18 protein-coding genes are annotated in these 18,786 nt (G+C 55.2%); 11 read left to right on the top strand and 7 right to left on the bottom strand.

Features of this window, described 5'->3' with window-relative positions:
- Positions 1 to 17: 17 nt before the first annotated feature.
- From HV242_RS13690 to HV242_RS13680, 3 genes are read right to left on the bottom strand one after another with little or no spacing between them, the layout of a single operon-like run.
- Positions 18 to 413: an MAPEG family protein gene (locus HV242_RS13690; RefSeq protein ID WP_020883391.1), complete on the bottom strand. Its 396-nt coding sequence runs from the start codon at positions 411 to 413 to the stop codon at positions 18 to 20.
- Between the two features lie 51 nt (positions 414 to 464).
- Complete coding sequence (locus tag HV242_RS13685) at positions 465 to 1,283, bottom strand: DUF72 domain-containing protein (RefSeq protein WP_020883392.1); 819 nt, start codon at positions 1,281 to 1,283, stop codon at positions 465 to 467.
- Entirely contained in the window at positions 1,280 to 1,846 is a 567-nt protein-coding gene (locus HV242_RS13680; protein WP_014170646.1) for a hydrolase, read from the bottom strand. Before HV242_RS13680 ends, HV242_RS13685 begins: the two co-directional genes overlap by 4 nt.
- A gap of 264 nt (positions 1,847 to 2,110) precedes the next feature.
- Between HV242_RS13680 and aspS the strand changes: the two genes are divergently transcribed.
- The 6 genes from aspS to ruvB all read left to right on the top strand — a co-directional run bounded on the left by aspS (position 2,111) and on the right by ruvB (position 7,378).
- Positions 2,111 to 3,898, top strand: coding sequence for an aspartate--tRNA ligase (gene aspS, locus HV242_RS13675; RefSeq protein WP_181616733.1), 1,788 nt, complete (start codon positions 2,111 to 2,113; stop codon positions 3,896 to 3,898).
- 1 nt (position 3,899) lies between these two features.
- The gene (gene nudB, locus HV242_RS13670) at positions 3,900 to 4,343 is read left to right on the top strand and encodes a dihydroneopterin triphosphate diphosphatase (RefSeq protein ID WP_014170644.1); all 444 of its coding nucleotides are present in this window, start codon (positions 3,900 to 3,902) and stop codon (positions 4,341 to 4,343) included.
- A 27-nt stretch (positions 4,344 to 4,370) separates the two neighbouring features.
- Positions 4,371 to 5,111 (top strand): YebC/PmpR family DNA-binding transcriptional regulator, encoded by a 741-nt coding sequence (locus HV242_RS13665; RefSeq protein WP_014170643.1) that lies wholly within the window; start codon positions 4,371 to 4,373, stop codon positions 5,109 to 5,111.
- Positions 5,112 to 5,145: 34 nt separating this feature from the next.
- The gene (gene ruvC / locus HV242_RS13660; protein ID WP_025203848.1) at positions 5,146 to 5,667 is read left to right on the top strand and encodes a crossover junction endodeoxyribonuclease RuvC; all 522 of its coding nucleotides are present in this window, start codon (positions 5,146 to 5,148) and stop codon (positions 5,665 to 5,667) included.
- Positions 5,668 to 5,747: 80 nt separating this feature from the next.
- Positions 5,748 to 6,359 (top strand): Holliday junction branch migration protein RuvA, encoded by a 612-nt coding sequence (ruvA, locus tag HV242_RS13655; RefSeq protein WP_020883395.1) that lies wholly within the window; start codon positions 5,748 to 5,750, stop codon positions 6,357 to 6,359.
- 8 nt (positions 6,360 to 6,367) lie between these two features.
- Positions 6,368 to 7,378: a Holliday junction branch migration DNA helicase RuvB gene (ruvB, locus tag HV242_RS13650; RefSeq protein ID WP_014170640.1), complete on the top strand. Its 1,011-nt coding sequence runs from the start codon at positions 6,368 to 6,370 to the stop codon at positions 7,376 to 7,378.
- 39 nt (positions 7,379 to 7,417) lie between these two features.
- Here the strand turns inward: ruvB and znuB are convergent, their stop codons facing one another.
- Positions 7,418 to 8,203 (bottom strand): zinc ABC transporter permease subunit ZnuB, encoded by a 786-nt coding sequence (gene znuB, locus HV242_RS13645; protein WP_014170639.1) that lies wholly within the window; start codon positions 8,201 to 8,203, stop codon positions 7,418 to 7,420.
- Positions 8,200 to 8,955 carry a zinc ABC transporter ATP-binding protein ZnuC gene (znuC, locus tag HV242_RS13640; RefSeq protein WP_020883396.1) on the bottom strand — a complete coding sequence of 252 codons (756 nt, stop codon included), beginning with the start codon at positions 8,953 to 8,955 and terminating at the stop codon, positions 8,200 to 8,202. The genes znuB and znuC overlap by 4 nt, the downstream gene beginning before the upstream one ends.
- A 77-nt stretch (positions 8,956 to 9,032) precedes the next feature.
- Here znuC and znuA point away from each other — a divergent pair, with 77 nt between their 5' ends.
- From znuA to lpxM, 3 genes are all read left to right on the top strand, one after another.
- On the top strand, positions 9,033 to 9,977 hold the full coding sequence (gene znuA, locus HV242_RS13635; protein WP_050737179.1) for a zinc ABC transporter substrate-binding protein ZnuA: 945 nt from the start codon (positions 9,033 to 9,035) through the stop codon (positions 9,975 to 9,977).
- 15 nt (positions 9,978 to 9,992) lie between these two features.
- Entirely contained in the window at positions 9,993 to 11,312 is a 1,320-nt protein-coding gene (gene mepM, locus HV242_RS13630; protein ID WP_014170636.1) for a murein DD-endopeptidase MepM, read from the top strand.
- Between the two features lie 119 nt (positions 11,313 to 11,431).
- Positions 11,432 to 12,403, top strand: a complete 972-nt coding sequence (gene lpxM / locus HV242_RS13625; RefSeq protein ID WP_025203850.1) for a lauroyl-Kdo(2)-lipid IV(A) myristoyltransferase — start codon at positions 11,432 to 11,434, stop codon at positions 12,401 to 12,403.
- 56 nt (positions 12,404 to 12,459) lie between these two features.
- On the opposite strand, the gene pyk is transcribed toward lpxM, so the two are convergent.
- A complete protein-coding gene (gene pyk / locus HV242_RS13620) occupies positions 12,460 to 13,902 on the bottom strand; it encodes a pyruvate kinase (RefSeq protein ID WP_020883399.1) in 1,443 nt (480 codons plus the stop codon).
- Positions 13,903 to 14,026: 124 nt separating this feature from the next.
- Entirely contained in the window at positions 14,027 to 14,896 is an 870-nt protein-coding gene (locus HV242_RS13615) for a MurR/RpiR family transcriptional regulator (protein ID WP_025203851.1), read from the bottom strand.
- A 357-nt stretch (positions 14,897 to 15,253) separates the two neighbouring features.
- Here HV242_RS13615 and zwf point away from each other — a divergent pair, with 357 nt between their 5' ends.
- Together zwf and edd are read left to right on the top strand one after the other, a co-directional pair.
- Positions 15,254 to 16,729, top strand: a complete 1,476-nt coding sequence (zwf, locus tag HV242_RS13610; protein WP_020883401.1) for a glucose-6-phosphate dehydrogenase — start codon at positions 15,254 to 15,256, stop codon at positions 16,727 to 16,729.
- A 234-nt stretch (positions 16,730 to 16,963) separates the two neighbouring features.
- Positions 16,964 to 18,775 (top strand): phosphogluconate dehydratase, encoded by a 1,812-nt coding sequence (edd, locus tag HV242_RS13605; protein WP_014170631.1) that lies wholly within the window; start codon positions 16,964 to 16,966, stop codon positions 18,773 to 18,775.
- Positions 18,776 to 18,786: the final 11 nt, after the last annotated feature.

Raw genomic sequence — 18,786 nt, 5'->3', positions numbered from 1 at the left:
AAGTGGCGTATTGTGCGCTAATGGAAGGAGAAAACCAACTCCCACGGCATATACCAAAGGTTAGCCAGCACCATCAGTAAAAGCGAACACCAGGTCGCGCTCATGCCGGAACGACGCCAGCGGAATAAGCGGTGGTGAAAGCCGTAATAATGCATTAACCGGCCGGCAATCAGAAGCAGGCCGCAGACGTGCACCATCCAGGTTTCCGCGCCGTTCATTTCCATAAACAGCAGCAAAATTAACGCAACGGGGATGTACTCAACCGCATTACCGTGAATGCGGATAGCGCTTTGTAACTCCGAAAAACCGCCGTCACCGTAAGAAACACGATACTGCATTCGCAGGCGCACAACATCAAATGAAAACTTAATCAGCAGTAATGCACCTAACACCGCATACAGCGCGCTGACCATACTAACTCCCTGTTTTTGGCAGATGGCACCTTCCTATGATAGGGGCTGATATCAGAAAAGAGAAGATTGTTGTGGGATAGAAGGGGCGCTGCCAACGGACGGAACCGCAGCCTGCAAGGCCTGCCAGAGAACATCGACCAGTTCAGGGGCATGAGCGATATCCGGCGTATGGAGAAAGAGATACGGCGTGGTGGTTTGCTCCCATTTCGCTAATTTTTGCAGCCAGACGGCGAACATCTCCTGGTTTTGCTGCATGTTATCGCTGCCGATAAACCTGACCATCGGGTTTTGCGCGGTGACCACGGCGTGAACAGGCACTCTGGGCTTTTTACGCTGGGCATCAATGATGGCCTCGTTATGCGGGATGGCGCTGTGCACGGGACGGCTGTCGAGAATCACCCGGTTCACCCCGCGCGCATGTAAGCCACGGTTAAGGGCCGTTTCAGCCTCTCCCTTGGCAAAAAACGCCGCATGTCTCACCTCAACGCCATAGGTAAAGTCCTTGGGCAGGGTATCAAGAAACTGCCATAGCGCAGGCAGGTCGCGTGGGCTAAAGGTGGCCGGAAGCTGCAACCAGTACTGACCGATGCGGTTCGCCAGCGGCGACATCCGGCCAAAGAACTCGTCGGTCAAATCACCGCAGTTTCGCAGCGCAGCGGTGTGGGAGATCGTCGCCGGAAACTTGAAGCAGAAGCGGAAATCATCGGTCGTCTGGTCGCGCCAGCGCTCAACAATCTCTGCTCTGGGCAACGCGTAGAGGGTGGTATTGCCCTCGACACAGTTGAAATGACGGGCATATTCTTCAAGGCTGGTAATACCCAGGCGCACCCATTTCGGGTGCGACCACTGGGGCAGGCCAAGGTAGATCATAGGGCGCTTATAATGTCGTCCGTGCTACGCACGCGGCCAATGCGCGGGAAGATGTGGGTCATACTGCCCTGGTGCTGCTCCGCAGACGCTGCGCTGCATGCATCCTCAACAATCACCAGGTTAAAGCCCAGTTCCCAGGCGTTTCGGGCGGTGGATTCCACGCCAATGTTGGTGGAGATCCCACAGAGAATCAGGGTGTCGATACCGCGCCGACGCAGCTGCAGCTCAAGATCGGTGCCGTAGAATGCGCCCCACTGGCGTTTGGTCACTTCGATATCGCTGTCCCGTTTGCCGAGCGAAACCGGATAGGTCCACCAGTTTTCAGGTAGTGAATGTGCTGCAACCTGAGCATCGACAGGCTGTTTTAAGGCCTCAGCGAAATCCGCTGACCAGCCAACGCGCACCATGATCACGGGGGCACCGCTGGCACGGCATTTTTCTGCCAGACGCGCGGCGCGGCTGACAACATCTTCGGCGCTGTGCGGGCCTCCGGCAAACGGCAGGATCCCTTCCTGTAAATCAATCACCACAAGCGCGGTTTTGCGGGCATTAAGTGTTAACATGGTAACTCCAGTGAAATGAGTCGCTTCCGCTACACCTTACGACGTAATGACCTGTTATCGGTCGGATAATTTTGTTAATTTTTGTGAGAATACACAATAAGCGCGCAGCAAACGACCGTCTGGCCGTGGTTCGCTCTTATCGTCTGGCGGAATTTCCAGTATAATAGCCGCCTTTTTTCATCCAGTTGTGACATACAGAAAGCTGCGACATAGTAGCCTGCATTCCAGGCGACATTTAGCCTGCGGCTAATTAAGGGATATCTCATGCGTACAGAATATTGCGGGCAGCTGCGTCAGTCCCACGTTGGACAGCAGGTAACCCTGTGTGGTTGGGTCAATCGTCGTCGTGATCTTGGGAGCCTTATCTTCATCGATATGCGCGACCGCGAAGGTATCGTTCAGGTGTTCTTCGACCCAGATCGCGCAGATGCGTTGAAGCTGGCTTCTGAGCTGCGTAATGAGTTCTGCATTCAGGTCACCGGCACCGTACGTGCGCGTGACGAGAAAAACGTTAACGCAGACATGGCGACCGGCGCAATTGAAGTGCTGGCGTCGGATCTGGTTATCATCAACCGTGCTGAAGCGCTGCCGCTGGACTCCAACCACGTCAACACTGAAGAAGCGCGTCTGAAATACCGCTATCTGGACCTGCGTCGTCCGGAAATGGCTCAGCGCCTGAAAACCCGTGCGAAAATCACCAGCCTGGTGCGTCGCTTTATGGATGACCACGGTTTCCTCGACATCGAAACCCCGATGCTGACCAAAGCCACGCCGGAAGGCGCGCGCGATTACCTGGTTCCATCCCGTGTACACAAAGGCAAATTCTACGCGCTGCCACAGTCTCCTCAGCTGTTCAAACAGCTGCTGATGATGTCCGGCTTCGATCGCTACTATCAGATTGTAAAATGCTTCCGCGACGAAGACCTGCGTGCTGACCGTCAGCCAGAATTTACCCAGATCGATGTGGAAACCTCCTTCATGACGGCCGAGCAGGTGCGTGAAGTGATGGAAGCCCTGGTGCGCAGTCTGTGGAATGACGTGAAAGGCGTGGAACTGGGTGATTTCCCCATCATGACCTTCGCTGAAGCTGAACGTCGCTACGGCTCTGACAAACCAGACCTGCGTAACCCGATGGAGCTGGTGGACGTTGCAGACCTGGTGAAAGCCGTTGAGTTCGCGGTATTTGCCAGCCCGGCTAACGATCCAAAAGGTCGCGTGGCTGCCCTGCGTGTACCGGGCGGTGCGGCGCTGAGCCGTAAGCAGATTGACGATTACGGCAACTTCATCAAGATCTACGGCGCGAAAGGTCTGGCCTATATTAAAGTGACCGAACGTGCGAAAGGTCTGGAAGGCATTACCAGCCCGGTGGCGAAATTCCTGAACGCGGAAATCGTGGAAGCGATCCTTGAGCGCACCGGCGCACAGGATGGCGACATGATCTTCTTTGGCGCAGACAACAAGAAAATCGTTGCTGACGCAATGGGCGCGCTGCGCCTGAAGCTGGGTAAAGACCTGTGCCTGACGGACGAGAGCAAATGGGCTCCGCTGTGGGTAATCGACTTCCCAATGTTCGAAGACGACGGTGAAGGCGGCCTGACCGCAATGCACCACCCGTTCACCTCGCCAAAAGACATGACGGCGGCAGAGCTGAAAGCGGCACCGGAAGATGCGGTAGCAAACGCGTATGACATGGTTATCAACGGCTACGAAGTGGGTGGCGGTTCCGTGCGTATTCACAGCGGCGAAATGCAGCAAACCGTGTTTGGTATTCTGGGAATCAACGAGCACGAACAGCGCGAGAAATTCGGCTTCCTGCTGGACGCCCTGAAATACGGTACGCCGCCACACGCGGGTCTGGCATTCGGTCTTGACCGTTTGACCATGCTGCTGACCGGCACCGACAACATTCGTGATGTTATCGCCTTCCCGAAAACCACGGCTGCGGCCTGTCTGATGACGGAAGCCCCAAGCTTTGCCAACCCGGCCGCGCTGGCTGAGCTGGGCATTCAGGTGCTTCCGAAAGCTTCAAAAGAGATTTCGGAGAACGAATAATATGCAGTATAAGCGTCCCGTTTCGGTTCTGGTTGTCATTTATGCAGAAGATACGAAACGGGTGCTGATGTTGCAGCGGCGCGATGACCCTGATTTCTGGCAGTCGGTTACCGGCAGCCTGGAAGAGGGGGAGACCGCGTCGCAGGCCGCCGCGCGCGAAGTAAAGGAAGAGGTCACCATTGACGTTGCTTGCGAGCAACTGACCCTGAAGGACTGTCAGCGCACGGTGGAGTTTGAAATTTTTAGCCATTTACGTCATCGCTATGCGCCGGGTATTGAGCGCAATACGGAATCGTGGTTCTGTCTCGCGCTCCCCCATGAACGGGAGATCGTGTTTACCGAACACCTGACCTACCGCTGGGTGGATGCGGCGGATGCCGCTGCACTGACCAAATCGTGGAGCAACCGGCAGGCGATTGAAGAATTTGTAATTAACGTAGCCTGAAAAGGCGCGCTCTTTGAGGAAATTTTTATGGCAGGTCATAGTAAGTGGGCCAACACCAAACACCGCAAAGCGGCACAGGATGCCAAGCGCGGTAAGATCTTCACCAAAATTATTCGTGAGCTGGTTACAGCGGCACGTCTGGGCGGCGGCGATGCGGCGTCTAACCCGCGTCTGCGCGCGGCAGTGGATAAAGCCCTGTCCAACAACATGACGCGTGACACCCTGAACCGTGCTATCGCACGTGGCGTAGGCGGTGATGAAGACGCGAACATGGAAACCATCATTTATGAAGGTTACGGTCCTGGCGGTACGGCGGTGATGGTTGAATGTCTGTCCGACAACCGTAACCGTACCGTAGCGGAAGTGCGTCATGCCTTCAGCAAATGCGGTGGTAACCTGGGCACTGACGGCTCCGTGGCCTATCTGTTCAGCAAAAAAGGCGTCATCTCCTTCGAGAAAGGCGACGAAGACGTAATCATGGAAGCGGCGCTGGAAGCCGGTGCAGAAGACGTTGTGACCTATGATGATGGCGCAATCGACGTCTACACCGCGTGGGAAGAGATGGGCGCAGTACGTGACGCGCTGGAAGCGGCGGGTCTGAAAGCCGACAACGCTGAAGTCTCCATGATCCCGTCAACCAAAGCGGACATGGATGCGGAAACGGCACCTAAACTGCTGCGTCTGATCGACATGCTCGAAGACTGCGACGACGTGCAGGAAGTGTATCATAACGGTGAAATCTCTGATGAGGTTGCAGCGACTCTCTGATGAGAGCGTATAAACCGTTTACGGGAGACGCGTGATGTCGATTATCCTCGGGATTGACCCCGGCTCGCGCGTCACCGGTTATGGCGTCATCCGGCAGGTAGGGCGCCAGTTAACCTACCTTGGCAGCGGCTGTATTCGGACCAAAGTGGACGATCTGCCGTCGCGCCTGAAGCTAATCTATGCGGGCGTGTCGGAGATCATCACCCAGTTTCAGCCCGACTTTTTTGCCATCGAGCAGGTCTTTATGGCGAAAAACGCCGATTCAGCGTTAAAACTGGGTCAGGCACGGGGCGTCGCCATTGTTGCGGCGGTGAATCAGGATCTTCCGGTGTTCGAATACGCAGCCAGACAGGTCAAACAGACCGTCGTGGGGATTGGTAGCGCGGAGAAAAGTCAGGTGCAGCATATGGTGCGCACGCTCCTGAAGCTTCCCGCGAACCCGCAGGCAGACGCCGCCGATGCGCTGGCGATAGCCATTACCCACTGTCATATAAGCCAGAACGCGGTTCAGATGAGCGAATCGCGGCTTAATCTGGCGCGAGGCAGGTTACGATAATGACAAATCAGGCTGGATGTTTATCCAGCCTTTTTTTATTATGTCGGCAGTTAATTTCTTCCAGAACGCAGGAGCGTCACGTGATAGGCAGACTCAGAGGCATCATCATTGAAAAACAACCCCCGTTAGTGCTGCTGGAAGTCGGTGGCGTGGGCTATGAAGTCCATATGCCGATGACCTGCTTCTATGAGTTGCCGGACGCGGGCAAAGAGGCGATTGTCTTTACCCAGTTTGTGGTGCGTGAAGATGCCCAGTTGCTGTATGGCTTCAATAACAAACAGGAACGGATGCTGTTTCGCGAGCTGATCAAAACCAACGGCGTCGGGCCGAAGCTGGCGCTGGCTATTTTGTCCGGCATGTCCGCTCCACAGTTCGTCAATGCCGTTGAGCGCGAAGATCCTGCTGCGCTGATTAAACTCCCGGGTATCGGCAAGAAAACCGCGGAGCGTCTGATTGTCGAGATGAAAGACCGCTTTAAAGGTCTGCATGGCGATCTGTTTACGCCAGCCGCTGATCTGGTGCTTACCTCGCCGGGCGCACAAGCCTCTGACGATGCAGAACAGGAAGCGGTTGCTGCGCTGGTGGCGCTGGGATATAAACCTCAGGAGGCCAGCCGGATGGTGAGCAAAATTGCCAAACCGGATGCCAGCAGTGAAACCCTGATTCGTGAAGCGCTACGCGCGGCATTGTGAGGTAAAGGATGATTGAAGCAGATCGCCTGGTATCGGCAGGCACCCTTCAGGCAGAAGACGTGGTGGATCGCGCCATCCGCCCGAAACTGCTTGATGAGTATATTGGCCAGCCGCAGGTTCGTTCTCAGATGGAGATCTTCATCCAGGCGGCAAAACTGCGCGGCGATGCACTCGATCACCTGCTGATTTTTGGCCCTCCCGGTCTGGGGAAAACCACGCTGGCGAACATTGTCGCCAATGAAATGGGCGTTAACCTGCGCACAACCTCTGGCCCGGTGCTGGAAAAAGCGGGCGATCTGGCGGCAATGTTGACCAACCTTGAACCGCATGACGTGCTGTTTATCGATGAGATCCACCGCTTGTCGCCGGTCGTGGAAGAGGTGCTCTATCCGGCGATGGAAGATTACCAGCTGGACATCATGATCGGTGAAGGTCCGGCAGCACGTTCCATCAAAATCGATCTGCCTCCGTTTACCCTGATTGGCGCGACGACGCGCGCCGGGTCATTGACCTCTCCGCTTCGCGATCGTTTTGGTATCGTTCAGCGTCTGGAGTTCTATCAGGTTGCGGATCTTCAGCATATCGTTGGCCGCAGTGCCCGCTATATGGGGCTGGAGATGAGCGAGGAAGGGGCGTTTGAGGTAGCGAAGCGCTCGCGGGGGACGCCGCGTATTGCGAACCGCCTGTTGCGTCGCGTACGTGACTTTTCCGAAGTAAAGCACGATGGCACGATCTCGGCTGAGATTGCAGCGCAGGCGCTGGATATGCTGAATGTGGATGCCGAAGGCTTTGACTACATGGACCGTAAGCTGTTGCTGGCGGTACTGGATAAGTTCTTTGGCGGTCCGGTCGGACTGGATAACCTGGCGGCAGCGATTGGTGAAGAGCGCGAGACAATTGAAGATGTGCTTGAGCCGTATCTGATCCAGCAGGGTTTCTTGCAACGTACCCCGCGCGGTCGTATGGCAACGGTGCGGGCGTGGAACCATTTTGGTATTACCCCGCCAGCGATGCCGTAGCAGAGGTTCCCTCTCCCGGGTGGGAGAGGGGAGAGGCGATCAGCTTGCAGGCTTCTTCATCATACTGAAGATAAACAGCAGCGCCGCACACAGCACCACAGACGGGCCGGCAGGGGTATCGTAGAACGCCGAGAAGGTTAACCCTCCCGTTACCGCAATCATCCCGATGATAACCGCGACACCGGCCATTTGCTCCGGTGTACGGGCAAAACGACGCGCAGTGGCCGCGGGGATAATCAGCAGGGAAGTGATGATCAGCGCGCCGACGAATTTCATCGCCACACCAATGGTTAACGCCGTCACCAGCATCAGCAACAGCTTCACGCGCTGCAACTTCACGCCGTCGACAAACGCCAGATCCGGGCTGACGGTCATCGCCAGCAAATTACGCCACTGCCAGAGCAGAATACCCAGCACGACCACCACACCAGCGGCGATGGAGATCAGATCTTCAGGCGTCACGGCCAGCAGGTCACCGAACAGGTAGGCCATCAGATCAACACGAATGTTCGACATCAGGCTCACGACCACCAGACCCAGCGACAGGGCGCTGTGGGCCATAATACCAAGCAGCGTATCGATGGCGAGGTGAGGGCGCTTTTCCAGCCATACCAGCCCTGCGGCCAGCAGCAGCGTGACCACAATCACCGCGTAGAAGGGATTCACGTCCAGTAACAGGCCAAAGGCAACGCCCAGCAGAGACGCGTGTGCCAGCGTATCGCCAAAATAGGACATTCTGCGCCACACCACAAACGAGCCCAGTGGGCCCGCGGCACAGGCAAGCATAATCCCGGCCAGCCAGCCGGGCAGTAACAGTTCAATCATGAGTGTCCATTTCCCCGGCGCAGGACAATTCGTCCCTGTAAATCATGGCGGTGATTGTGATGATGGCGATAAATTCCCAGCTGCTCAGCGCCGCGAGGGCCGAACATGGAGATGAATTCAGGGTGCATTGACACCACTTCCGGCGTGCCGGAACAGCAGATGTGATGGTTAAGGCACAGCACTTCGTCGGTCTTGGCCATCACCAGATGGAGATCGTGGGAAACCATCAGCACCGCACAGTTGAGTTCGCGGCGTAGCTGGTCGATTAAATCATAAAGTGCGACCTGACCATTGACGTCCACACCCTGCGTCGGCTCATCCAGCACCAGAAGCTGTGGGCTGCTCAACAGGGCGCGGGCAAGCAATACGCGCTGGGTTTCACCCCCGGACAGTTTCTGCAGCGGGGCATCAATCAGATGGCCTGCCTGCACGCGTTTCAGCGCCGGAAGAATATCGGCTTTATGTGTCCCGGGGCGCAGACGCAGGAAGCGGCTAACCGTCAGCGGCAGCGTGGCGTCGAGGTGGAGTTTTTGCGGCACATAGCCGATGCGTAATTTTTCCTCACGGCGGATAATCCCTTCGTCAGGTGTTACCAGACCCAGCACCACGCGCACCAGGGTGGATTTCCCTGCGCCATTGGGGCCGAGCAGCGTCAGAATTTTGCCGGGTTTCAGATCCAGCGACACGTCAGAGAGGACGCGGCGTTGGCCAAATGAGACCGAAATATTGTCGAGAGAAACCAAAGTTGTCATGTCAATTTAAGCTTGCAGAAGTCAACGAATGTTATAATATCACATCCCACGCATTCATTACGATGATTAGTCGCATTATGTTACATAAAAATACGCTTCTTTTCGCAGCATTATCCGCTGCCCTTTGGGGTTCAACAGCACAAGATGTTAACGCTGCTGTTGTCGCTTCGCTTAAACCGCTCGGTTTCATTGCTTCCGCGATTGCAGATGGGGTTACTGACACCCAGGTTCTGCTCCCTGATGGGGCTTCCGAGCATGATTATTCCCTGCGTCCATCCGATGTAAAACGCTTACAAAACGCGGACTTAGTTGTCTGGATTGGTCCAGAGATGGAAGCGTTTATGCAGAAGTCGGCAAAACAGGTGCCGGGCGAAAAACAGGTCGCCATTGCCGAACTCCCGGGCGTGAAACCGTTGCTCATGAAAGGGGCTGACGACGACGGTGATGAACATGATGCCGGACACGCCGACGGCGAAAAAGGTGATGGGGATCACCATCACGGCGAGTACAACATGCACCTTTGGCTATCCCCAGAGATAGCGCGGCTTTCGGCGGTTGCAATCCATGACAAATTAGTGGAACTTATGCCGCAAAGTCGAGCCAAACTAGACGCCAACCTGACGGATTTTGAGGCACAATTAGCCGCAACCGATAAGCAGGTGGGTAATGAGCTCGCACCGTTGAAAGGAAAAGGGTATTTCGTTTTTCATGACGCCTATGGCTATTACGAGAAACACTACGGCCTGACCCCGCTGGGGCACTTTACCGTCAACCCTGAAATTCAACCTGGTGCGCAGCGTTTACATGAAATCAGAACACAGTTGGTTGAGCAGAAAGCGACATGCGTTTTTGCTGAGCCACAGTTCAGGCCAGCGGTCGTAGAAGCCGTGGCCAGGGGAACATCCGTGCGCATGGGAACCCTTGACCCGCTAGGAACGAATATCCAGTTGAGCAAAGCGAGCTATTCGCAGTTTCTCAGCCAACTGGCGAACCAGTATGCGAGCTGCCTGAAAGGAGATTAACGAGGAAGTGAATACGTGCAACAGATAGCCCGCTCTGTCGCCCTGGCATTTAACAATCTGCCTCGACCCCATCGCGTTATGCTGGGGTCTCTTACAGTTCTCACGTTAGCGGTCGCCGTCTGGCGGCCCTATGTTTACCATCCGAGTTCTGCCCCAATCATCAAAACCATCGAGCTTGAGAAGAGCGAGATCCGCTCTCTCCTCCCTGAGGCCAGTGAACCTATCGACCAGGCGGCTCAGGAAGATGAAGCCATCCCGCAGGATGAGCTGGACGATAAAACCGAGAATGAAGCGGGGATCCACGAATATGTCGTTTCGACGGGTGATACGTTAAGCAGCGTTCTGAACCAGTACGGTATCGACATGGGAAACATCAGCCAGCTGGCGGCGGCGGATAAAGATCTTCGTAACCTGAAAATTGGTCAACAGCTCTCCTGGACGTTAACCGCTGATGGCGATCTGCAACGCCTGACCTGGGAGATGTCCCGTCGCGAAACGCGCACCTACGATCGCACTGCAAACGGTTTCAAAATGACCAGTGAAATGCAGAAAGGCGACTGGGTGAACAGCGTGATGAAAGGGACCGTAGGCGCAAGCTTTGTCTCCAGCGCGCGCGATGCGGGGCTGACCAGCGCCGAAATCAGCTCGGTAATCAAAGCCATGCAGTGGCAAATGGACTTCCGTAAACTGAAGAAAGGCGATGAATTCTCCGTTCTCATGTCCCGTGAAATGCTTGACGGCAAGCGCGAGCAGAGCCAGCTGGTGGGCGTGCGTCTTCGCTCTGATGGCAAAGATTACTACGCCATTCGTGCTGAAGACGGTAAGTTCTACGACCGCAGCGGTACCGGGCTTGCGAAGGGTTTCCTGCGCTTCCCGACGGCTAAACAATTCCGTGTCTCATCCAACTTTAACCCGCGCCGTCTGAACCCGGTCACCGGGCGTGTTGCGCCGCACCGTGGCGTTGACTTTGCCATGCCGCAGGGGACCCCTGTGCTGGCTGTGGGTGATGGCGAAGTGGTGATTGCAAAACGCAGCGGTGCAGCCGGGTATTATGTCGCGGTGCGTCATGGTCGTACCTACACCACCCGCTATATGCACCTGCGTAAGCTGCTGGTTAAGCCGGGACAGAAAGTGAAACGTGGCGACCGTATCGCGCTCTCCGGGAATACCGGGCGCTCTACCGGGCCGCATTTGCACTATGAGGTGTGGATTAACCAACAGGCAGTGAACCCGCTTACGGCGAAACTGCCGCGTACCGAAGGCCTGACAGGTAAAGATCGTTCCGATTACCTGGCGCAGGTGAAAGAGGTGATTCCACAGCTGCGCTTTGATTAAGCCCTCTGTTTTGTGAAAAAGCCGGCCTCAGTATGTGCCGGCTTTTTGTTTTGTGCGCGAGCGGCTGCCTCGCTACACTATCTGAATGAAATTTTGCGTCACCAGACCCTGGAACCAGCATGGAAACCCAAAAAAACAATATTGAGTACATTCCTGAGTTTGAAAAATCTTTTCGCCACCCGCGCAACTGGAGTGCCTGGCTTGGCGTTTACGCATTTGCGGGGATTGCGATGTTACCTGCCTCGGTTCGCGATCCGGTACTGGGAAAAATAGGCCGCCTGGCGGGCCGGTTTGGTAAAAGTGCCCGTCGCCGTGCGCAGATTAACCTCCTGTACTGTTTCCCGGAGAAGAGTGACGCCGAGCGCGAAGCGCTGATTGACGACATGTATACGACCGCGCCGCAGGCCATGGCAATGATGGCCGAACTGGCGCTCAAAGGGCCGGAGAAAGTTCAGACGCGTGTTGACTGGAAAGGGCTGGAAATCATCGAAGAGATGCGCCGCAACAACGAGAAGGTGATCTTCCTCGTTCCTCACGGCTGGGGCGTGGATATTCCTGCAATGCTGATGGCGTCACAGGGGCAGAAAATGGCGGCAATGTTCCATAACCAGGGCAATAAGATCTTTGATTACGTCTGGAACACCGTGCGTCGCCGTTTTGGTGGCCGTCTGCATGCGCGTAATGATGGCATCAAACCGTTTATACAGTCCGTGCGTCAGGGCTACTGGGGTTACTATCTGCCGGATCAGGACCACGGCCCCGAGCACAGTGAATTTGTGGATTTCTTCGCGACGTATAAAGCCACGTTGCCGGCGATTGGCCGCCTGATGAAAGTCTGCCGTGCGCGCGTCATCCCGCTGTTTCCGGTATACGACGGGAAAACCCATCGCCTGAGCATTGAAGTGCGTCCACCTATGGATGATTTACTGACGGCGGACGATCACACCATTGCGCGTCGAATGAACGAAGAGGTCGAGATTCTGGTGGGACCGCATGCTGAGCAATACACGTGGATACTGAAGTTGCTCAAAACACGTAAGCCCGGTGAAACAGAGCCGTACAAACGCAAAGAGCTTTACCCGAAGAAATAAGCAGAAATAAAAAAAAGCCCGCTTCGAAAAGAGCGGGCTTTTTAACAGGGGCGTACTTACTCGACGGTCAATACGCGAGTGGTATTGGTCGAGCCGATGGTGCTCATCACGTCACCCTGAGTCACAATCACGATATCACCGGAGACCAGATAGCCTTTGTCGCGCAGCAGGTTCACGGCGTCGTGGGCAGCCGCGACACCGTCGTTGGTGCTGTCGAAGTGAACCGGCGTGACACCGCGATACAGCGCCGTCAGGTTCAGCGTACGCTCGTGGCGAGACATGGCGAAGATGGGCAGACCGGAGCTGATACGGGAGGTCATCAGCGCGGTACGGCCAGATTCGGTCATGGTGATAATCGCCGTTACGCCTTTCAGGTGGTTAGCGGCGTACATGGCAGACATCGCAATCGCTTCTTCCACGTTGTCGAACTGCACGTCCAGACGGTGTTTAGAGACGTTGATGCTTGGGATCTTTTCAGCACCCAGGCAAACGCGTGCCATCGCGGCTACGGTTTCAGCAGGGTACTGGCCGGCTGCGGTTTCTGCAGAAAGCATTACGGCATCGGTACCGTCCAGCACGGCGTTAGCCACGTCCATCACCTCTGCACGGGTCGGCATTGGGTTGGTGATCATGGATTCCATCATCTGGGTTGCGGTGATCACGGCACGGTTAAGCTGACGTGCACGGCGGATCAGTGCTTTCTGGATCCCCACCAGCTCAGGGTCGCCAATTTCCACGCCCAGATCGCCACGGGCAACCATCACCACGTCAGAGGCCAGAATCACGTCATCCATCGCGTCCTGATCGCAAACGGCTTCCGCACGTTCCACTTTAGCAACGATTTTGGCATCACAGCCCGCATCACGTGCCAGACGGCGCGCGTAGTTCAGGTCTTCGCCACAGCGTGGGAAGGAGACGGCCAGGTAGTCAACGCCAATCAGCGCAGCGGTCACGATATCTGCTTTGTCTTTATCGGTCAGCGCTTCGGCTGAGAGGCCACCGCCGAGTTTGTTAATGCCTTTGTTGTTTGAGAGCGGGCCCCCGACGGTGACTTCGGTGAATACCTTCATCCCCTGAACTTCCAGCACTTTCAGCTGAACGCGACCATCGTCGAGCAGCAGGATATCGCCAGGCACAACGTCAGCCGGCAGACCTTTATAGTCGATCCCAACTTTTTCTTTATCGCCTTCGCCTTTACCCAGGTTGGCATCGAGCAGGAATTTGTCGCCGATATTGAGGAAGACTTTACCTTCTTTGAAGGTTGAAACACGAATTTTTGGACCCTGCAGGTCCCCGAGGATAGCAACATGACGACCAAGTTTGGCCGCAATTTCACGCACTTTGTCGGCACGTAATTTATGGTCTTCTGGCGTACCGTGAGAGAAGTTCATACGCACCACGTTGGCACCCGCGGCGATAATTTTCTCGAGATTGTTATCGCGGTCAGTGGCCGGGCCTAAGGTGGTTACGATCTTGGTTCTGCGAAGCCTTCTGGACATGTAATACTCCGTTGACTGAAACAACTTTGGTGTTGCGTGAACATTAAATCGGCCTTCATCTGCTGCAAGGCAACAGAGAGAGGACCGAATGCCGTAAATCGTTACATCGTAGTTATTAAACTATTTAGGGAACATCGCTTTTCATAAGCAATTCTTTATCAAAACGCGATTCCTTAAGCGCTTCCTTGACACGCTTCAAGTTATCTCTGAATTTTGCGCCACGACGGAGGGTGAAACCGGTTGCCAGCACGTCAATCACCGTGAGCTGCGCCAGACGGGAGACCATCGGCATATACATGTCGGTGTCTTCCGGGACGTCAAGGGTGATGGCGAGCGTTGCTTCTCTTGCCAGCGGCGTGCCCGCCGTCGTGAGGGCAATAACCATGGCATCGTTTTCACGCGCCAGTTGCGCCAGCTCCACCTGGCTTTTGGTGCGCCCGGTGTGCGAAATGAGTACCACGACATCATCTTCACTGCAATTCATACAGCTCATGCGTTGCAGGACAATGTCATCGGAATAAATGACCGGGACGTTAAAGCGGAAGAACTTATTCATGGCGTCATGCGCCACGGCCGCCGACGAGCCGAGGCCAAAGAACGCAATGCGCTTGGCCTGGGTCAGTAAATCTACCGCACGGTTCACGGAATTCATATCCAGGGACTGGCGAACGTGGTCAAGCGTAGCCATGGCCGACTCAAATATTTTTGCCGTATAGGCATCAACACTGTCGTCTTCATCCACATTGCGATTAACATAAGGCGTGCCGTTTGCCAGACTTTGTGCAAGATGCAGTTTAAAATCAGGAAAGCCGCGCGTTTCAAGGCTACGGCAGAAGCGGTTAACCGTCGGTTCGCTGACGCCTGCCTCCTGCGCCAGAGCGGCGATGCTTGAATGAATCGCCTGAGCAGGAGCAGCAAGAATGACTTCGGCCACTTTTCGCTCGGATTTGCTAAGGTGTTCCAGTTGGAACTGGATTTTTTCCAGCATGTTCATTATTAACAGGGCGCTCATGGGTGGAAACGATTTCATTAATTCATGAAATCCTGATTCGATTTAGCCGATATTACCCCTGTGGCTTCCATAAAGGGTAACAGTCGACAAGATAATGTTGTTGTTTTTTTTCATTACTTGATCGGTGTCGGGTTTTGTTATGACCCTGTAGTTCAAAGAATCAACGCTTTTTGCGTGATTCCGCCACCACACGCGTCTGACGGCGAAAAAATCGCGGTATCGCACGCGAGGTTAAGCGCTAATGGTTTCGGGAATGACGTAAAAGCAGTACAGTGCAACGTAATAAAATTACAACGATACCTGGCAGAAGTACCAGGTGATCCAACTGAGGAGAATGACATGGCGGTAACGCAAACAGCCCAGGCATGTGACCTGGTCATTTTCGGCGCGAAAGGCGATCTTGCACGCCGGAAATTGCTGCCTTCCCTGTATCAACTGGAGAAAGCGGGCCAAATTCATCCGGATACGCGTATCCTGGGCGTTGGGCGCGCCGACTGGGACAAGGAAGCTTATACCAAGGTCGTACGCGAGGCGCTCGAAACGTTCATGAAGGAAAAGATTGATGAAAGTTTGTGGGATACCCTGAGCGGACGTCTTGATTTCTGTAACCTGGACGTGAACGACGTCAGCGCGTTTAACCGTTTAGGCGCGATGCTGGATCAGAAAAACCGTGTCACCATTAACTACTTCGCCATGCCACCAAGCACTTTCGGTGCAATCTGCAAAGGTCTGGGCGAAGCGAAGCTGAACGCTAAACCGGCACGCGTGGTGATGGAGAAACCGCTGGGGACCTCTCTTTCAACCTCCCGCGAAATTAACGACCAGGTCGGCGAGTACTTCGAAGAGTGCCAGGTCTACCGTATCGACCACTATCTCGGTAAAGAGACGGTACTGAACCTGCTGGCGCTGCGTTTTGCCAACTCCCTGTTTGTGAATAACTGGGACAACCGTACCATCGACCATGTGGAAATCACCGTGGCCGAAGAGGTAGGTATCGAAGGCCGCTGGGGTTACTTTGACCAGGCCGGTCAGATGCGCGACATGATCCAGAACCACCTGCTGCAAATCCTTTGCATGATTGCCATGTCTCCACCGTCTGACCTGACGGCGGACAGCATCCGTGACGCTAAAGTGAAAGTGCTGAAGTCACTGCGTCGCATCGATCGCTCAAACGTGCGTGAGAAAACGGTACGCGGCCAGTACACCGCAGGGTTTGCTCAGGGTAAAAAAGTGCCGGGCTACCTGGAAGAAGAGGGCGCCAACAAGGCGAGCAATACCGAGACGTTTGTGGCGATCCGCGTGGATATCGATGACTGGCGCTGGGCGGGTGTTCCGTTCTACCTGCGTACCGGTAAACGTCTGCCGACCAAATGCTCTGAAGTGGTCGTTTACTTCAAAAACCCTGAACTCAACCTGTTCAAAGAGTCCTGGCAAGAGCTGCCGCAGAACAAACTGACCATTCGTCTGCAGCCAGACGAAGGGGTGGACATCCAGATCCTGAACAAAGTGCCGGGCCTGGATCACAAACATAACCTGCAGACCACCAAGCTGGACCTGAGCTACTCCGAAACGTTCAATCAGACGCACCTTGCCGATGCTTACGAGCGTCTGCTGCTGGAAACCATGCGCGGTATCCAGGCGCTGTTCGTGCGTCGTGATGAAGTGGAAGAGGCGTGGAAATGGGTCGACTCCATCACCGAAGCCTGGGCTGCGGATCAGGATGCGCCGAAACCGTATCAGGCGGGCACCTGGGGGCCTGTCGCGTCCGTCGCGATGATCACCCGTGATGGACGCTCCTGGAATGAGTTTGAGTAAAATAATCAGCTGCCTCTTAGGTGTTATTTTACCGGTAACATGATCTAACACAGCTCGTGGCACAATTTATAAACTTTTAAGCTCCGCGTGGATTCACCCGCGGAGCTTTTTTTATTACACTGCCGGAAGTGATTTTGCCCCTGAGCTCCGGACAGCAAGCGTTTCAGCGTTGTTAATAATCGCCAGCGACTTTGTAAACTCCCGAGCCCGGACAGATAAATTAGAGGAGCTTTTATGAATCCGACATTGTTACGCGTAACACAACGCATTATTGAGCGCTCGAAAGAGACCCGTTCTGCCTACCTCGCCCGGATTGAACAGGCCAAAAGTAATACCGTTCATCGCTCACAACTCGCCTGCGGTAACCTGGCGCACGGTTTCGCCGCCTGCCAGCCCGACGATAAAGCCTCGCTGAAAAGCATGCTGCGTAACAATATCGCCATCATTACCTCCTACAACGACATGCTTTCTGCGCATCAGCCGTACGAAGTGTATCCGGAGATCATCCGTAAAGCGCTGCACAGCGTCAATGCGGTAGGCCAGGTCGCGGGCGGCGTGCCGGCCATGTGCGATGGCGTGACGCAGGGTCAGGATGGGATGGAGCTCTCTCTGCTGAGCCGCGAAGTGATTGCGATGTCGGCCGCAGTGGGCCTGTCTCACAATATGTTTGATGGCGCGCTGTACCTCGGCGTGTGCGATAAAATCGTCCCGGGGCTGGCCATGGCAGCGCTGTCGTTTGGTCATCTGCCTGCGATCTTCGTGCCATCAGGTCCGATGGCAAGCGGTCTGCCAAACAAAGAAAAAGTGCGTATCCGTCAGCTGTATGCGGAAGGTAAAGCAGACCGTCAGGCACTGCTGGAAGCGGAAGCCGCCTCCTACCATGCGCCGGGCACCTGTACTTTCTACGGTACGGCCAACACCAACCAGATGGTGGTGGAATTTATGGGGATGCAGCTTCCTGGGTCCTCTTTCATTCAGCCGGATGCGCCACTGCGTAAGGCCCTGACTGAAGCAGCTGCCCGCCAGGTAACGCGTCTGACCGGTAACGGCAACGCGTGGATGCCGCTGGGTAAAATGGTCGACGAGAAAGTGATCGTCAACGGTATCGTTGCGCTGCTGGCAACCGGCGGCTCAACCAACCACACCATGCATCTGGTGGCGATGGCGCGCGCGGCGGGCATCCTGATTAACTGGGATGATTTCTCGGATATCTCGTCTGTGGTGCCACTGATGGCGCGCCTGTACCCGAACGGCCCGGCTGACATCAACCACTTCCAGGCTGCCGGTGGCGTGCCGGTGCTGATGCGCGAGCTGCTGAAAGGCGGTCTGCTGCATGAAGATGTGAACACCGTGGCGGGCTTTGGTCTGCAGCGTTATACCCATGAGCCGTGGCTCAATAATGGTGAGCTTGACTGGCGTGAAGGTGCCACCGCCTCGCTTGACGCACAGGTTATTGCCACCTTTGAACAACCGTTTTCTCGTCACGGCGGCACCAAAGTGCTCAGCGGTAACCTGGGGCGTGCGGTGATGAAAACCTCCGCCGTACCGGAAGAGAACCAGATTATCGAAGCGCCGGCCGTGGTGTTTGAAAGCCAGCATGACGTTTTGCCTGCGTTTGATGCCGGTCTGCTCGACAAAGATTGCGTCGTTGTGGTGCGCCATCAGGGGCCAAAAGCGAACGGGATGCCAGAATTACATAAACTTATGCCGCCACTTGGTGTATTATTGGACCGCCGTTTCAAAATTGCGTTAGTGACCGATGGACGCCTCTCTGGCGCATCAGGTAAAGTGCCTTCTGCCATCCACGTGACCCCGGAAGCTTACGACGGCGGTTTGCTGGCGAAAGTTCGTGATGGAGACATGATCCGCGTCAACGGTCAGACAGGTGAGTTAACCCTGCTGGTGGATGACGCTGAACTGGCGGCACGTAAGCCACATATTCCTGACCTGAGCGCATCGCGCGTGGGAACCGGACGCGAAATGTTTGGCGCGCTGCGTGAGAAACTCTCCGGTGCGGAGCAGGGCGCAACCTGTATTACGTTTTAAGACGACTTGAT

Origin of the sequence: Enterobacter sp. RHBSTW-00593, from assembly GCF_013784105.1 — a bacterium.
Taxonomy (GTDB): domain Bacteria; phylum Pseudomonadota; class Gammaproteobacteria; order Enterobacterales; family Enterobacteriaceae; genus Enterobacter; species Enterobacter ludwigii.
This window is presented reverse-complemented; position numbering and strand designations above follow the sequence as displayed.

Bases quoted from the DNA above. Each gene is read 5' to 3' on its own strand.
- ruvB (WP_014170640.1), top strand. From the start codon at position 6,368: ATGATTGAAGCAGATCGCCTGGTATCGGCAGGCACCCTTCAGGCAGAA.
- ruvC (WP_025203848.1), top strand. From the start codon at position 5,146: ATGTCGATTATCCTCGGGATTGACCCCGGCTCGCGCGTCACCGGTTAT.
- HV242_RS13690 (WP_020883391.1), bottom strand. From the start codon at position 413: ATGGTCAGCGCGCTGTATGCGGTGTTAGGTGCATTACTGCTGATTAAG.
- HV242_RS13680 (WP_014170646.1), bottom strand. From the start codon at position 1,846: ATGTTAACACTTAATGCCCGCAAAACCGCGCTTGTGGTGATTGATTTA.
- znuA (WP_050737179.1), top strand. From the start codon at position 9,033: ATGTTACATAAAAATACGCTTCTTTTCGCAGCATTATCCGCTGCCCTT.
- aspS (WP_181616733.1), top strand. From the start codon at position 2,111: ATGCGTACAGAATATTGCGGGCAGCTGCGTCAGTCCCACGTTGGACAG.
- edd (WP_014170631.1), top strand. From the start codon at position 16,964: ATGAATCCGACATTGTTACGCGTAACACAACGCATTATTGAGCGCTCG.
- znuC (WP_020883396.1), bottom strand. From the start codon at position 8,955: ATGACAACTTTGGTTTCTCTCGACAATATTTCGGTCTCATTTGGCCAA.
- nudB (WP_014170644.1), top strand. From the start codon at position 3,900: ATGCAGTATAAGCGTCCCGTTTCGGTTCTGGTTGTCATTTATGCAGAA.
- pyk (WP_020883399.1), bottom strand. From the start codon at position 13,902: ATGTCCAGAAGGCTTCGCAGAACCAAGATCGTAACCACCTTAGGCCCG.
- HV242_RS13615 (WP_025203851.1), bottom strand. From the start codon at position 14,896: ATGAACATGCTGGAAAAAATCCAGTTCCAACTGGAACACCTTAGCAAA.
- znuB (WP_014170639.1), bottom strand. From the start codon at position 8,203: ATGATTGAACTGTTACTGCCCGGCTGGCTGGCCGGGATTATGCTTGCC.
- HV242_RS13665 (WP_014170643.1), top strand. From the start codon at position 4,371: ATGGCAGGTCATAGTAAGTGGGCCAACACCAAACACCGCAAAGCGGCA.
- HV242_RS13685 (WP_020883392.1), bottom strand. From the start codon at position 1,283: ATGATCTACCTTGGCCTGCCCCAGTGGTCGCACCCGAAATGGGTGCGC.
- zwf (WP_020883401.1), top strand. From the start codon at position 15,254: ATGGCGGTAACGCAAACAGCCCAGGCATGTGACCTGGTCATTTTCGGC.
- lpxM (WP_025203850.1), top strand. From the start codon at position 11,432: ATGGAAACCCAAAAAAACAATATTGAGTACATTCCTGAGTTTGAAAAA.